At 40.5% G+C, this 15,152-nt stretch carries 14 protein-coding genes; 6 read left to right on the forward strand and 8 right to left on the reverse strand.

Features of this window, described 5'->3' with window-relative positions; translation table 11 throughout:
• Position 1 precedes the first annotated feature (1 nt).
• Positions 2–1,138, reverse strand: a complete 1,137-nt coding sequence (locus EJ995_RS05355) for a glycosyltransferase family protein (protein WP_126446373.1) — start codon at positions 1,136–1,138, stop codon at positions 2–4.
• Positions 1,139–1,168: 30 nt separating this feature from the next.
• Here EJ995_RS05355 and EJ995_RS05360 point away from each other — a divergent pair, with 30 nt between their 5' ends.
• Positions 1,169–2,005 carry a glycosyltransferase family 2 protein gene (locus tag EJ995_RS05360; RefSeq protein WP_164549873.1) on the forward strand — a complete coding sequence of 279 codons (837 nt, stop codon included), beginning with the start codon at positions 1,169–1,171 and terminating at the stop codon, positions 2,003–2,005.
• A 17-nt stretch (positions 2,006–2,022) separates the two neighbouring features.
• A complete protein-coding gene (locus tag EJ995_RS05365) occupies positions 2,023–2,430 on the forward strand; it encodes a sugar 3,4-ketoisomerase (protein ID WP_126446377.1) in 408 nt (135 codons plus the stop codon).
• On the opposite strand, the gene EJ995_RS05370 is transcribed toward EJ995_RS05365, so the two are convergent.
• Genes EJ995_RS05370 through EJ995_RS05380 form a run of 3 tightly spaced genes read right to left on the reverse strand, consistent with a single transcriptional unit; the run spans position 2,401 to position 5,144 of the window.
• A complete protein-coding gene (locus tag EJ995_RS05370; protein ID WP_126446379.1) occupies positions 2,401–3,342 on the reverse strand; it encodes a glycosyltransferase family 2 protein in 942 nt (313 codons plus the stop codon). The two genes, EJ995_RS05365 and EJ995_RS05370, sit on opposite strands and share 30 nt — an antisense overlap.
• Positions 3,343–4,464: a glycosyltransferase family 1 protein gene (locus EJ995_RS05375; RefSeq protein WP_126446381.1), complete on the reverse strand. Its 1,122-nt coding sequence runs from the start codon at positions 4,462–4,464 to the stop codon at positions 3,343–3,345. It lies immediately after the preceding gene.
• A complete protein-coding gene (locus EJ995_RS05380; protein WP_126446383.1) occupies positions 4,461–5,144 on the reverse strand; it encodes a cell division ATP-binding protein FtsE in 684 nt (227 codons plus the stop codon). The genes EJ995_RS05375 and EJ995_RS05380 overlap by 4 nt, the downstream gene beginning before the upstream one ends.
• Before the next feature lie 121 nt (positions 5,145–5,265).
• On the opposite strand from EJ995_RS05380, the gene EJ995_RS05385 reads away from it, so the two are divergent.
• The 3 genes from EJ995_RS05385 (at position 5,266) to EJ995_RS05395 (ending at position 11,798) form a co-directional block, all read left to right on the forward strand.
• Positions 5,266–8,304 carry a tetratricopeptide repeat protein gene (locus tag EJ995_RS05385; protein WP_126446385.1) on the forward strand — a complete coding sequence of 1,013 codons (3,039 nt, stop codon included), beginning with the start codon at positions 5,266–5,268 and terminating at the stop codon, positions 8,302–8,304.
• Between the two features lie 6 nt (positions 8,305–8,310).
• Positions 8,311–10,038 (forward strand): TonB-dependent receptor, encoded by a 1,728-nt coding sequence (locus tag EJ995_RS05390; RefSeq protein ID WP_126446387.1) that lies wholly within the window; start codon positions 8,311–8,313, stop codon positions 10,036–10,038.
• Between the two features lie 113 nt (positions 10,039–10,151).
• Positions 10,152–11,798, forward strand: a complete 1,647-nt coding sequence (locus tag EJ995_RS05395) for an amidohydrolase (RefSeq protein ID WP_126446389.1) — start codon at positions 10,152–10,154, stop codon at positions 11,796–11,798.
• Here EJ995_RS05395 and EJ995_RS05400 read toward each other — a convergent pair.
• Genes EJ995_RS05400 through EJ995_RS05410 form a run of 3 tightly spaced genes read right to left on the reverse strand, consistent with a single transcriptional unit; the run spans position 11,780 to position 13,179 of the window.
• Positions 11,780–12,214, reverse strand: coding sequence for a YkvA family protein (locus EJ995_RS05400; protein ID WP_126446391.1), 435 nt, complete (start codon positions 12,212–12,214; stop codon positions 11,780–11,782). The two genes, EJ995_RS05395 and EJ995_RS05400, sit on opposite strands and share 19 nt — an antisense overlap.
• Complete coding sequence (locus EJ995_RS05405; RefSeq protein WP_126446393.1) at positions 12,211–12,627, reverse strand: VOC family protein; 417 nt, start codon at positions 12,625–12,627, stop codon at positions 12,211–12,213. The genes EJ995_RS05400 and EJ995_RS05405 overlap by 4 nt, the downstream gene beginning before the upstream one ends.
• Before the next feature lie 9 nt (positions 12,628–12,636).
• Positions 12,637–13,179, reverse strand: a complete 543-nt coding sequence (locus EJ995_RS05410; protein WP_126446395.1) for a ClpP family protease — start codon at positions 13,177–13,179, stop codon at positions 12,637–12,639.
• A 217-nt stretch (positions 13,180–13,396) separates the two neighbouring features.
• On the opposite strand from EJ995_RS05410, the gene EJ995_RS05415 reads away from it, so the two are divergent.
• Positions 13,397–14,080 (forward strand): DUF6090 family protein, encoded by a 684-nt coding sequence (locus EJ995_RS05415; RefSeq protein ID WP_126446397.1) that lies wholly within the window; start codon positions 13,397–13,399, stop codon positions 14,078–14,080.
• A 48-nt stretch (positions 14,081–14,128) separates the two neighbouring features.
• On the opposite strand, the gene EJ995_RS05420 is transcribed toward EJ995_RS05415, so the two are convergent.
• Positions 14,129–15,151 carry an AI-2E family transporter gene (locus EJ995_RS05420; RefSeq protein WP_126446399.1) on the reverse strand — a complete coding sequence of 341 codons (1,023 nt, stop codon included), beginning with the start codon at positions 15,149–15,151 and terminating at the stop codon, positions 14,129–14,131.
• Position 15,152: the final 1 nt, after the last annotated feature.

The raw sequence follows: 15,152 nt of genomic DNA on the forward strand, positions 1-15,152 counted from the left end.
CCTAATTATAGACCTCTAGAAATCTAGATGCGATCTTGACACAGTCATGCATTTCTAGCACCAATTCTCTAGCTTGCCTTCCTTTTTCCAGCAATGTTTCAGGATTCTCGATCAATTCTACCAGTTGTGCCACGAGGTAATCCACATCAGGTTGTGCATCAATAACTGGTACTTGATCTACTGCGTGATACGTTTTGTAGGCGTTTCCAGCACCGGCAAATACTACCTTTCCTTTAAGCATCGCCTCTAGAGCATTATATCCTTGATCATAACATAATACCTGATCTAATAATATGTGAGCACTAGAAAAACTATTTATGTATTCGTGATACGGTAAGTTTTCGGCAATCGTGATTTTAATTTGGTCATTATATTTTTCTTTGATACGCTTCAACGCCTCTTCAAAGTAATAAATCCCTTTTTTGTAATAGTTGGGCCTATTGATTCCCATAAAGATCTCGATAGTTGATAGATCGGTGTTTAGAGTCAATTCGTGTCTTGATGTTTGCACTGGTGCAGGAATGATTTTGGTCGCTTTTTTTTGATTGGTAAGTGCCATTGCATAGTCGACATTACTAGGAATGACAGCCTCGCAATGTTGCACTAGCCAGTGGTAATTCTCTTGATATCCTTTTTCCAGATACTTGTAGGTATGACCTAAATATGGTTTTAACCTTACATCTTTCTTCACTGGATCTAGAATGGAATATCCTTGATGATCATTCATTAGATATTGAGCGTATTCTGCATCATCACCACAGGCCGCCAGATAGCACTTACCATTATTAGCTACTAACCACTGCATCATTTTGAGCTCTACTGCTGGCTCGCAACCTAGTGCATTAGAATTGATGAACTGTACTATATCGTGGTCTTTGAGTTTGTTTTTGCTTTCGCGAAAGCTTGCATACCTCAAGTTATCTTCAAGATTACGACCTGTGAGTTTCCACCAGGCTACTTTGAACTTTTCACGGAACCAATTCCTACGGAACCAATCGCTGCCAATGAAAACATCTACCGGATAATTTTTAAACCCATCACCATCACCAACTAGTGTCACTTTATGACCCAACTGTTGCAAGCCATGTTTCAGGGCATTGTGATAACCGCTGTATTCTCCTACCAGCAAGATGCGCATAAAAAGTATCTTTGGGATAAAGATACACGCTTGCAACCTTACACGACAGACGATCTTGAGATTCTCATCGCGACCATGGATCGTGAGGATTTGTCGTTTCTGGAAGTGATGTTTTCAAAACCGTTAGAACAGATTCATGCTAACATTTTGATAGTTAATCAAAATCAGGATAGCAAATTGGTATCTAAGAATCCCAACATCAAAGTGATTAACGATGTCGGTCGAGGTTTGAGCCGCAGCCGTAATATGGGTATTAAGAACATGACAGGTAAGTTGGGCTGGATACTCGATGATGATTGTATCATATTGCCAGATTCCATCCAAAGTATCGTGGATGCTCACAATGATATTCCATCTACAATAATCACTTTTCAAACGGAAGTCCTAGAAACAGGAGACCCTTATTGGAATTATCCTAAGCAACCTACTTTTTTCCAGCATCAGGATTTGAAGTTGATGGAAAAAGTCCTGTCGCCAGAGATTACATTTAAAAAAGAATTGATGACTCAAGAAGCTGTGTTTGACGAGCGTTTTGGATTAGGGGCACAGTTTGAAGACAGCGAAAACCTAGTTTTCCTAAGTAGCTTGAACAAGTTTGACATTTCCGGAGCTTTTTATCCAAAAATGATCGTTAAGCATGGCCAGCACAATAGCAGTGATGAGCCAGCTGCAGACCGCGTCATATATGCTCGCGGCGCGCTAGCAGCATTCTTGAAGCGATCTGTATTTTTTCACGCTTGGAAATACGCGTTCTTTCTATTGAGAAAAGGTCTGGTGAAATCACCTCGAGAACTGTTGAGGTCAAAATCCTTATTTCAAAAAGGAGCTGAGAGTTTTCAGAAAAGCGAGCTTTTAAATAACAATTAATTACCGACCTTTATTTAATGGATTATACCATCATCGACATTCCTAAAATTACTGATCCACGTGGTAATCTCGCGGTAGTTGAAAAGGCTTCTATACCATTTGCAATCAAGCGTGTGTATTATTTGTACGATGTTCCTAGTGAATCTCATCGTGGTGGTCATGCACATAAAGAGTGTTATACCATGCTTATCGCAATCAGTGGCAGTTTTATCGTGCAGCTCAATGATGGTAAAACTACTACTGAGGTATTTCTCAACAAACCAGCCAAAGGCCTTATCGTGCCGACTATGGTATGGCGAGAACTTACAGATTTTTCTAGCGGTGCGGTATGTCTCGCGCTAGCTTCTCATGATTTCTCTGAAGAGGATTACATCAGGGATTTTGACAAATTTAAATCACTTGCCGCTGCGCACGTGAAATCCTAGATTTCCTAAAATACGCTGTGTTTTTCGCAAAGATTTGAGCTGAATACGATTCATCTTGAGTAGTGATTGCTGCTTTTTAGTCAAATGATTGACATCTACTATATTTTGATACTTATGCGCGCCTGAGATATCATTTACCAATCGATAAGCTATTGCAATACCATACCTATTCAGGCTCAAATATTTTGATAAAGCATTATTCGTACTCGCATAATCATCATAATCGCTAAAATCAGGATAGCGTCTTTGGGACATGGCTACCTTGTTGGATCGATTTTCAGCGCTTTCATCCACATAAAGAGTTATCTTTTTTGAGAACGCTATTTTCAAATGAATTCCTATCCGGATAAACCAATCGATATCTTCAAAGTGGGTATAATCGGTATTGAATAGCCCAACTTTTTCCAAGGCACTAGTCTCTATAACGATGGATGAACACCGCAAAGTAGGATTTAGGTAATTGTATTTAAAAAAAGGCTCTAGTAAAACCTGAGGTTCAGAGTTTTTAAGATTAGAAAACTTAGTCTCAAGTGTTTTTCTTTTTCGTTTCAATAGATAGTTGGTCGCAAAAACCTGAGCAGTAGGGAACTTTTCAAATAATTCTTTAATCGTTGCTAGATGTTCATTTGTCCAATAATCATCCGCATCTAATAATGCAATTTGAGTAAAATCATTCTCTTGTGCATAGGCAATTCCTGCGTTGCGCGCAGCGCTCACACCTTGATTATTTTGATGAATTACTCTAATTTTTTCATTCACTAATTGATCGGCGATACGCTCGCTACCATCATTACTGCCATCATCAATGATTAAAACTTCTCTCGCGGCATAAGTTTGGTTAACGGCAGACTCTACCGCTCGCTGCAACGTGCTTGCTTTATTATATACAGGAATAACAACAAGAATATCCATTTAAAGAGAGTTGAGATGGTGTAGCAATAAATTTACCGAATTCTCATCACTGTACTTTGTAAGAATAGACTTCCGGGAATTAAAATCTTGATCAGTGAAATCGGTTGTCATAAGTTGATCAACCGCTTTCTGTATTTCTAATTTATTATTTGCGACATGAACCAAAGGACGCAAAGAATTCTCTGTTAGCATCTCGTTATTAGCAATGACGTGTTTTCCATTGAACAGCACATTCAATAATTTTAATTTCAAACCAGTCGCTTGGGTAGCCAGCATCATGTGAATTTGGGCCGCGCTTATCAATTCAGAAAGTTTGGTTTCACTTGGATTTGCTATCAGTTCAACGTTAGGTGCCTTTTCTATTTTTGATACCAATCTATTGGATGGTAATCTACCTGTGATCTTTAATTTGTGATCCAGATCATGCCATAGTTCTAGCAACTCAAACACGGCTCGCTCATTTTCAATAACATTCAAACTACCGTGAAACAGCGCAAAAAGCTCATCGCTCGCTTCATGTTTTGAGATTTGTTGACCATGAAATGCAGGAATAAGAGCAACCTGCGTTTTAGGATATTGTTTTTCAAAATGTGATTGATCATTAGAACTTATCGTCAGCAACAGCTGCGCATGCTCAAGAACGGTCTCATATTTTTTAAGTAATTGAGAATCAAGGTTGTAATACAATGATCTAGGAAAGCTTGCTTGTTGTGCAAGATGTTTATAGTACTCGTGTTCCACATTAGCGCATCTTACCACTTTTATTTTAGAGCTTAAGGATGGATGATCCAGGTAGTTACAAGTATGCAATCCTTCAAATAAGATAGCGCCTGGAGCTTCTTGTAATCGTTTTAAAAGCGACTCACTTTTTCTAGAATTTACTATGTACGGTTTACTAGGTGAGATACCAGTGATGCCTGTTTTTCTTGGGTAATAAAATACCTGCTCGCAATATCTCTCAAGCAGTTGGGCAGGCAAACGATTGCCATATTGAAAGCAATGTAAAGTGATACTTACATTACGCTCATGCAGTGCTTTGATCTTATAAAAAACGTCAATAACACCACCGTAATTAGCTGGATAAGGAACGTCAAAACTTACAATATCCAGGTGCGTGATCATACGGTTTTTTGAACCACCTCAAATACTTCACCATCATCACACTTGATCGTTTTTGATGGGTATTTAAGAATCAAGGCATAGTCATGGGTTGCCATGAGAATCGTGTTGCCGTTCTTGTTAATAGTTTGCAGTACCTCCATGATCTCAACGCTGGTTTGTGGATCTAGGTTACCGGTAGGCTCGTCTGCAATGATAAGCTCTGGATCGTTGAGTAGGGCACGAGCAATGGCAACGCGCTGCTGCTCGCCACCAGATAATTCATGCGGGTATTTAAAACCTTTGGTTTTCATGCCTACCTTGTCCAGCACCTCATCAATTTTTGAAGTCATTTCTTTTTTGTCCTTCCAGCCGGTTGCTTTAAGTACAAACTTTAGGTTATCGTGAATTGTCCTATCGGTAAGTAATTTGAAATCCTGAAAGACTACGCCTAGTTTGCGGCGCAGGTAAGGAATCTCTTTTTCGCGCAAGCGTGATAAATCAAAATCCACGATGCTGCCCTTTCCTTTTTTAAGAGGTATATCGCCATAGAGCGTCTTCATCAAGGAACTTTTACCGCTACCCGTTTTACCTATCAAATAAACAAATTCACCCTTATCAATTGTAAGGTTGATGTTCTTTAAAATCAGGTTGTCACGTTGATAAATATCTACGTCACTAAGGGTTAAAACGTGCGATGCCATGCAGGATTATTTGAGGTAAAGTTACACAAAGCTGTGAATAACCTCGCTTATAATTAATGTGCAAATCCTGCGTTAGTCACATGTAGGATTTTAATTTTACCTACTTGCAAACGACGCACACATGAAAAAATTGATAGTTGCTTTAATGACGATGGGATGCCTGCATCTAGGTCACGCACAGCAGTCAAAAATCTATACCGATAATCTCGCCACCTATAATCAAGCGCTGGATTTATACCAGGAAGATCAATACATCACGGCCCAGCGATTGTTCCAGCAGGTGCGTGAGCAGTCCAGCGATGAGACGATCAAGGGTAATGCAGCCTACTATGCGGCAAACTGTGCCGTGAGACTTAACCAGCGCAATGCAAATGATCAGGTTGAGGAATTTGTAGAGGAATTTCCTACCAGTACAAAGCGCAACAGCGCCTACATCGACGTGGCAGACTACTACTTTGAAAACGGTAACTATCGCCAGGCGGCGTTGTATTATGAGAAGGTTGATGAGAGCACGCTTTCGCGAAAGCAAAAAAACAAATATGCCTTTAACACTGGATACACGCTAGTACAAAGCAAGAAGTTTGACGAGGCAAAGCCGTACTTGAACCGTGTAAGTGACGACCCGGAATATGGCTGGCAGGCCAAATATTACCTAGGCTACATCGCTTATGAAGGCGACGATCTAGAGCAAGCAGAAGAGTTGTTCAATGAGGTCGAGGAAGCACCTGAAACAGATGCAAAGCTGTCTTATTATCAAGCAGATCTCAATTACAAACTAGGACGTTTTGACGAGGCGATACGGTTGGCGCAAGAGCAGTTGCCTAAATCTAATCGTCAAGAGCAATCGCAGCTCAACCGCATCATCGGGCAATCTCTTTTTAATAAAGGCGATTATGCTGCAGCCTTACCTTATTTGCAGGAATATCGCGGCACGCGAGGCAAGTGGAACAACAATGATTACTACCAGTTAGGTTACACTTATTACAAGCTAGACGATTTTGAAAATGCGGTGGCTACCTTCAATAAGATCATCGACGGCGAGAATGCAACGGCACAAAATGCCTACTACCATCTAGGGCAAAGCTATATCAAATTGGATCGCAGCGAGGACGCGCTCAATGCTTTCAAACGAGCAAGCGAGCTGGACTACGATGATCAAATTACTGAAGATGCGCTGTACAATTATGCAAAACTGAGCTATGAGAACGGCAATCCATACGACAGCGTTCCTGCCGTAATCCTTGATTATGTTGAGAATTATCCTGATGCCGGCAACATGGCTGAAATGAATGAACTGCTAATTGATTCTTATTTCACCTCAAAGAATTATGCAGAAGCGCTGGAACTTATGGAAGATGGCCGTATCAAGGGCAATGAGAATGTCTATGGTAAGGTAGCTTTATACAATGGGCTTAATTTATTTACCGCTGGTAACTATCAAGAAGCTATCGATAATCTTGACAAGTCTATTAAATACCTGAAACAAAAAGACTTGCTCAAAAAAGCAAGATTTTGGAAAGCCGAAAGTTTTTATCAGCTCAATAATTACCGCGACGCGCTGGATGCCTTTAATGCAGCTCAAAAGATCAATGCATCTATTGGCGAGGACGACTTGCTCAACTATGATCTAGGCTACACGCACTTCAAACTCAAGAACTACTCGCAGAGCATCAGCTCTTTTGAACGTTTTGCAACGGGCAATGGCGATGACGCGGTGCGTGTCAATGATGCCTACATGAGGATAGGCGATGCAAACTTTGTGTCAAAACAATACTGGCCAGCCATGGAGGCCTATAATAAAGCCATTCAAGGCGGCGCGACCAGATCTGATTACGCAAGTTTTCAAAAGGCATTATCCTATGGTTTTGTTAATCGAGCAGACAGCAAGATTGAGACGCTCAACGATTTCTTAAACAATTATCCATCATCACCTTATCGAGATGATGTGTTATATGAATTAGGGAACACCTACATCAATAATGATCGTGTAGCAAACGGTTTGAGTACATATGATCGATTGATTCAGGAATTCCCTAACAGTAGTTACACTTCACAAGCCATGATGCGCAAGGGATTGCAGTTGTACAATGATGGTAACTTGAATGAAGCGCTCACGGTTTTTAAAAGTGTTGCCAGTAGATATCCAGGCACACCACAAGCTGTTGAGGCAGTGAGCAGCGCACGATTGGTGTATATCGATCAAGGTAGAACAGACGAGTATGCTTCATGGGTGCGATCACTAGACTTCATCGATGTCACAGATTCTGAGCTGGACGATACAGCCTATGAAAGTGCAGAACAGGCTTTTTTACAAGGCAAAAACAGCGCAGCGATAAGAGGTTTCAACAGCTATCTTAAGCAATTTCCTAACGGTAAATATGCTTTGCAGGCGCATTTCAATCTAGCACAGGCATACTTCACGGCTGGCGATAAGCAGACCAGCATTCCTCACTACCAGTATGTGGCACAACGTGATCAAAGTGAGTATCTGGAGCCATCGCTGGCACGATTGGGCGAGATATTGCTCAATGATGCAGTAAGCAGTGGTGCTGATCGTGGTTCCGCTTACGCGAAAGCGATACCTATCCTAATCAAACTGGAAAGCATCGCAGATTTTCCACAAAACGTGGATTATGCAAGATCAAACTTGATGAAAGCCTACTACGAGACTGGACAGTTCAACAAGGCCATCAATTATGCAAATAAAGTATTGTCAAATGCAGGAACTGATGATGCTGTCAAGGCAGATGCCTATGTGATTATCGCAAGATCTGCTTTCAAGGAAAACGATATGGATCGAGCTCGATCTGCTTATCAAGATGTATTGAGAACCGCCAGCGGCGCACTCGCTGCCGAGGCTACTTTTTACAAAGGCTTCTTTGAGAATAGAGCAGGTGATCATGAAAAGGCAATCAATACCATTCAAGGGCTTTCTAAAAACTACGGTAGCTATAAATTATGGAGTGCGCGAGGTTTAGTGGTCATGGCACAAAGTTATGATGCAACAGGTCAAACACTTAATGCTGTGACCTTGTTGCAAGGTGTGATCGACAACTTCCCACAGTATCCAGATGTGGTAAGCAACGCACGCCAAGAGTTGAACCGTATCAAGGCGGTACAATCAAAAACTAATTCTTCCATTGCACCATCAAATAACTAGAACTAGATGAATATCAAATATATAATTGCAAGTGCCATTTTTGTAGCTGCCTTAACGGTTACCGCACAGGATAAGGAAGAAGATCGATTGAATGGTGGTAGCATCACAGTAGTCAAGGCTTATGATCCATCAGTGAGCGATGCGTTTAAGGTAAAGAGCGTACCGCAACTTAATGATACGACTCGCATTGAGAAAAAAGCAGTTACCTATAGTATTTTTTCGGTTCCTGTGGCTTCTACCTTTACACCTGCCAAAGGAAAACTGTCAAGACTTAAACCTACCAAAAGGCCGCAATATTTTGATAACTATGCTCGACTAGGTCTTGGTAACTACGGCAATATCTTGGCAGAGTTTTCTGGTAATGTGGAGATTGATCGAGACAGCGATTTTGGGATTTACCTCAATCACAACTCATCTCTTGGCGGTATTGATGAGGTAGTCCTAGATGACGGCTTTTTAGACACGGCACTTGACTTATCCTATGGTGTTAGATCACGCGATATAAGTTGGAGTATTACGGGTGGTGCCAGATATCAATCGGCAAATTTGTACGGTGTTTTTGATCCTTTTAATGCTGCGCTGGCTGTCAATGATCCTGATGACATTGATGTCAATACTAACTATTTATCTTATGGTATAGGCGGTAACATAGATTTTAAGGAAAGCATTTTTAGCGAACTCAATTTAAAAATAACAGGACTTACCAGCGGTCAAGAAGCTGCCGAGGCGCGAGCGACTATAGGTTCAAAATTTACAGTTGACGTACAAGAAACTGAAGTCGATCTAGGCGTAGAATTGGATTATTTAACGGGTTCATTTGATCAGCAAGGTTTGATCGCTGCACAGAGTGATTATGCGTATTTCAGCACGACGGCAAATCCGAGAATAAATATCTATGATGATTTATATAAAATTGAACTTGGTGCCAAAGTCAACTATCTATCAGACATAGAAAACAGCGATGGGCAATTACATATCTATCCAGATATCAACGCGAGCTACAAATTATTAGATGAGAACGTGATCGCCTTTGCGCAGATTTTAGGTGGACTTGATATCAACAGCCTGCAACAATTTGCAGATCAAAATGTATTCCTGGCACCAGCCATAGACATCATTCCTACAGATAGACAACTGGATTCAAAAATTGGTTTGAAAGGTAGAATTACCAACAACCTGGGCTACAAAATATATGCAGGATATAGAAAGGAAAACGACCGCGCTTTCTACACAAAAGATATAGGTCAATACGTACCCTTGAATGCAGAAGCCTATGAATATGGTAATGTATTCTACACGCAATATGGTGATTTGAGTACCACGCTGTTGGGCGGTTCCTTGAGTGTCGATGTGAACTCACAGTTCAACCTCACCTTCAGCGCGCAGAGTATGAATTATGATGTTTCAAACGGTGAATCCTTTGAGAACGTAGCCTCACAACTACCAGACTTCACTGCAGATGTTGTAGGAACTTTCCAGGTTAATGATAAGCTAGATCTAGGAACGACAGTTTACTTTGTAGGTGATCGCGAGGTGTATCGATTTGGTACAGGCGTGGAGACGCTGGACTCATTTGTCGACCTTAATCTAGATGCCAACTACAAGCTCAATCCGCGATTGTCGCTGTTCTTGCGAGCCAATAATTTGACAGGCGGCAACTATGAATACTACCTCGATTACCCAGTGCAGGATCTACAGATTATGGGTGGTGCCGTTTATAAGTTTGATTTTTAAGTTAGTTACGCTTTCGCGAAAGCGTAACAACCCAAAGACTTCTCTATTTTACGAATAGTAAAATCAAATTCTATAAGCAGTGAGACAAGAGGCATTTTAGTTATTTTTAAGCCATGAAAAAACTAACCCTTATCGCGCTGGCTGCAATCTTAGCTGGCTGCAACAACGATCCAGAGCAAACTAACGATGTTGATACCATTTATACCAACGCCACTATCTACACGGTAGATAATGAATTTTCTACCGCAACGGCCATGGCTGTTAAAGACGGAAAAATCTATGCCATAGGTAATGAAGAGTTGGATTCTCTCTCAGCAAATGAGAAAGTAGATTTAAAGGGACAATTTGTTTATCCAGGTTTGATTGATGCACACTGTCATTTTTATAGATTGGGACAACAAACGCGCCGCGTAGATCTCACAGGTACAAAGAGCTACCAAGAAGTCCTCAACCGCATTGCAGAGTTTCATGACCGCACCGGCGTGGACTTTATCATAGGTCGCGGTTGGGATCAAAACGATTGGGAAAACAAAGAGTTTCCTAACAATTATGAGATATCGTTGATCTATCCTGACATTCCTGTAGCGCTAACACGCATCGATGGTCACGCGATGATTGTTAATGATGCAGCTCTTAAGCTGGCTGGTATCGATGAGAATACCGTGGTAGAAGGTGGCGATATAGAAAAGAAGGACGGCAAACTCACAGGTATCCTAGTGGACAATCCTATGGATATGGTCACTGCTGTGTACCCAGAAGAAACTCGTGAGGATCAAATCAATGCCTTACTTGCTGCACAAAAAGAAAACTTCAAATACGGTATCACCACAGTTGATGATGCTGGACTTGATCGCAATGTCATTGAGCTCATCGACAGCCTGCAACAGGCAGGTGACCTCAAGATGAAGGTTTATGCAATGATTAGCAATACACCTGAGAATCTAGATCACTACTTAGATGAAAAAGGTATCGTTAAGACAGATCGATTGAATGTGCGCAGTGTCAAATTTTACGGTGATGGCGCTTTGGGTAGTCGTGGTGCGGCCATGAGAGAACCTTACAGCGATAGGGATAATCATTACGGTGCTTTATTGAGCAGTCCAGAAACGTTCAAAGAAACGGCCGAAAGAATTGCACGATCTGATTACCAGATGAACACACACGCCATAGGTGATAGTGCGAATACTGTGGTTTTAAAAACCTACCGAGAATTACTCAACGACATGCCTGATAGACGATGGAGAGTTGAACACGCACAAATCGTCACGCCAGAAGATTTTGAATACTTTGACAGTGATCGCATTTTGCCAAGTGTTCAGCCTACTCACGCAACCAGTGACATGTACTGGGCAGAAGATAGAATAGGAGAAGAGCGTATGCAAGGTGCCTATGCTTTCAAGAAGCTCATGGAACAATCTGGTATGGTTGCGTTGGGAACTGATTATCCCGTAGAACAGGTAAATCCATTCTTGACGTTTTATGCGTCAACAGCGCGTAAGGATACTAGCGGTTTCCCGGAAGATGGTTTCATGGCAGATCAAGCACTTTCTAGAGAAGAAACGCTTAAAGGTATGACCATTTGGGCAGCCTATTCAAACTTTGAAGAAGATGAAAAAGGAAGCCTAGAAAAAGGCAAGGCTGCAGACTTCATGATCCTAGACAAAGATCTAATTACCATGCCTATTGATGAAGTACCTAATCTAAAAGTGAAGGCAACTTATATAAATGGCGAGCAGGTTTATCAGCCTACTTCTTCATAATCTGCTTCCTCGATTTCTGGATGCTCGTTATCAAGTTTCCAGTCCATGTACTTGTGTAGATCAGTATCGATCCAGCCAGTCACGATGGTCAAGAATGTCATGTCGTCTAGAAAACCTAGACCTGGAATAAAGTCAGGTATGAGGTCAAAAGGGCTTACGATATAGAGAAAAGCCGCCGCAATTGCCGCAATGGTAAACCAAGGAACCTGAGTATAAGCGCCCTTGCGGTAATCCTTTACCATGAGCAACATGATGTCATAGATTTTGGTATATCGCTTCAACATTTTTACACCTTTGAAAATGCGGGAAAGAGCGCTCTCCTTAGTCATCGCACGATCCACATCTGCAACTGATGTTTCTTCAGTAGCTTCCATGGCATACTCTTCATCTGGCATTAAAAATTCTTTCCAACTCATGAGGCAAATATTTGATTAAAATCCTTGAACGACTTGAACTCTAGGGCATTACCGCTAGGATCTTTGAAAAACATGGTGGCCTGCTCGCCTGGCTGGCCTTCAAATCGTATGTAAGGTTCTATGATAAATTGTATGTTTTTTTCTTGTAACGCTTTCGCGAAAGCGTGAAAATCTTCCCACTCTAGAACAACACCAAAGTGTGGTACTGGCACTGCCTTTCCATCTACTGCATTCACGGCCTCAGGCGCAATGTTGTCTGAAATGTGTATCACCAATTGGTGACCAAAAAAGTCAAAATCTACCCAATGATCACTGCTGCGACCTTCTTTCATACCCAATGTATCACGGTAGAATACTCTAGTCGTGGTGATTTCCCTTACTGGAATAGCGAGGTGAAATGGAGTGAGTTTCATGTTGGTAAATTATACGATTGCGTCAACTATACCGTATTCTAGAGCTTCATCTGCGCCCATCCAGTAATCACGGTTAAAGTCTTTCATGATCTTATCAAATGGCTGGTCACAGTTCTTCTCATAGATTTTGGCTAGTAACTCTCTTGTTTTCAAGATCTCGTTAGCTGATATCTCAAGGTCTGTTCCTACACCACGAGCACCACCACTAGGCTGGTGAATCATTACACGACCGTGCTTTTGAATATGGCGCTTCCCTTTCTGACCACCAGACAATAATAAACTACCCATACTTGCCGCAAGACCGCTACATACGGTGCTTACGGGACTTGCAATTTCTTGCATGGTATCATAGATGGAAAATCCAGAAGTCACATAACCGCCAGGACTGTTGATCACAAATGTGATCTCATCATTACTCAAAGAATCTAGGTAAAGCAAGCGATCTACACAATGTCTTGCAGTCTTGTCATCCACCATTCCCCAAATGAACAATTTGCGCTGTTCAATGTAGGTTTCGTCAATTTTATCTTGAAGTTTTATCGTTTTACTCATTGATTATATTTTATAAAAATGCATACAAATTGATGCCATATTTTCATTTTGAAAATGAATATTTCAAATATAAACTTATTGATTTACTTGCTTGTCCTTAGTAATCTTATTTTAACTGTCCTGCTAAGGCGTCACTATTAATTAAAATGCTTTGATGCTTAAATCATAGTTCCGTACTGCTTATTGCTATATTGGTCTAATCATTTAAACAAAAATCATGGGATTCTTTTTCAAAAGAAAAATCGCTAAGAATATTCTTTATTTTCTAAGTGAAATTGTAGTTGTAGTCATTGGAATTTTTATCGCATTCCAATTGACTGAGTGGAAAGAGAAAAAGCAAAATAGCGAAAAGGAGATTGTCGCCTTACAGCGTATCCAAAATGACTTGAAAAGTGATGTTGCTGTTTTTTTATTCCAGCAAAAAGATTTAATTAAAAATAGTGATTACTTGAAAGATGTGCTGTACCATGATAAAACAGACAATCTAGATTCCTTGAGATTAAAGGCTACTTCTTATTATGCTCATTTAAAATTTAACTCGGAATATGTGAGTTTAAAGTCTAGCGGCAACTTGAATTTGATTAAAAACGATAGCTTACGAGGTTCCATTGTTGCTTACTACGAAGCCAATTACGGATTATTTGATGAGGTTGCAGATGGTCATAAAAACCTTGTAAATACTACTATTGAGCCCTATCTCATACAAAATTTTGTAATCGACTCCACTTATCTTGTAGATCCAAAAGTGGTAAAAGCTAAGTTAGAACATCCCATGTTTATCAATATTCTCACAAACCAAATTGCTTACACGAAGGTGCTAACAGAAGGTTTGACAGAGCGTCCTGCCAAGTCAATCATCAAATTCATTGATCAAAAATTGGATAATCAAAAATTTAAATAAGATTTAGAATCTATGGGCGAAAGTTCTATTTTGATAATTGAATCGATGTCAAATGGTTTCTCCACGCTTCCCATATTCCTTTTTGTAAATCTGCACTAGCAGTAGAAATAAACTCACTAGCAATGGGCCAAAAATCAAACCCAGAAACCCAAATAAAGGTACACCTACAATAACACCAATCAAGGTGACCATAGGATGAATATCTGCCAGGCGTTTTTGAACAATCAATCGGAATACATTGTCTGTGGAGCCAACAACCACGGTACCATAAATCAATATACCTATCGCGCCTTGTGTATCGCCTTGCGCCATGAGCAATAGGAAAACAGGAAGTATTCCTAGCGCTGTACCTACAAAGGGTATCATACTACCTATAGTAGTAATACCGAACCAAAAGAAGGCATTCTCAACACCAAAAATCAAATACCCTATCAGTGCGACCACACCTTGCATGATAGCCACGAGTGGAATTCCCAGCGCGTTTGATTTCACAAGAGCAATACAATCGTCGCCTAGTGCTTGTATGTTTTCTTTTTTTAGGGGTAGATAGGTCATACTTGCATTTTGCCATGTTTCTCGTTCTACCAGCATGTAGTAGATGATAAAAATCATGATACCTAATGCAATAAAAATATTGAGTCCAGAACTTGCGACACCACTTACTAATGATGACAAGGTGCTCTTTATTTGATCGCTGTCAATGGATGGCCCTATCTCATAACCTATATATTCTTCAACTTTGTTTATTTGCGACTGGATTTGATTGGTAATCTCGCTGGTATTATTGAGGGCTTTTTTAATTCTAGAATAAAATAACAATCCCAATCCAGCAATAGGTATAAGAATTCCTATTATAGATGATATTATCAGAGTCACAGCTGCAATGGATGGTCGCCATTTCAATTTTTCTAACTTACGCTGTAAGGGAACTAAAATAACGTACAGTGTAATGCCAGCGAGTACACCACCCATATATGGAAACATTTGCCAGGTGATCATAACGGCTGCACCTACCAATACGAGAATGATAAATGCCTGTCTTATAATATCTGGTGCTATCTTGTTTTTCATA

The sequence above is a fragment of the Nonlabens ponticola genome (assembly GCF_003966335.1).
Lineage (GTDB): Bacteria > Bacteroidota > Bacteroidia > Flavobacteriales > Flavobacteriaceae > Nonlabens > Nonlabens ponticola.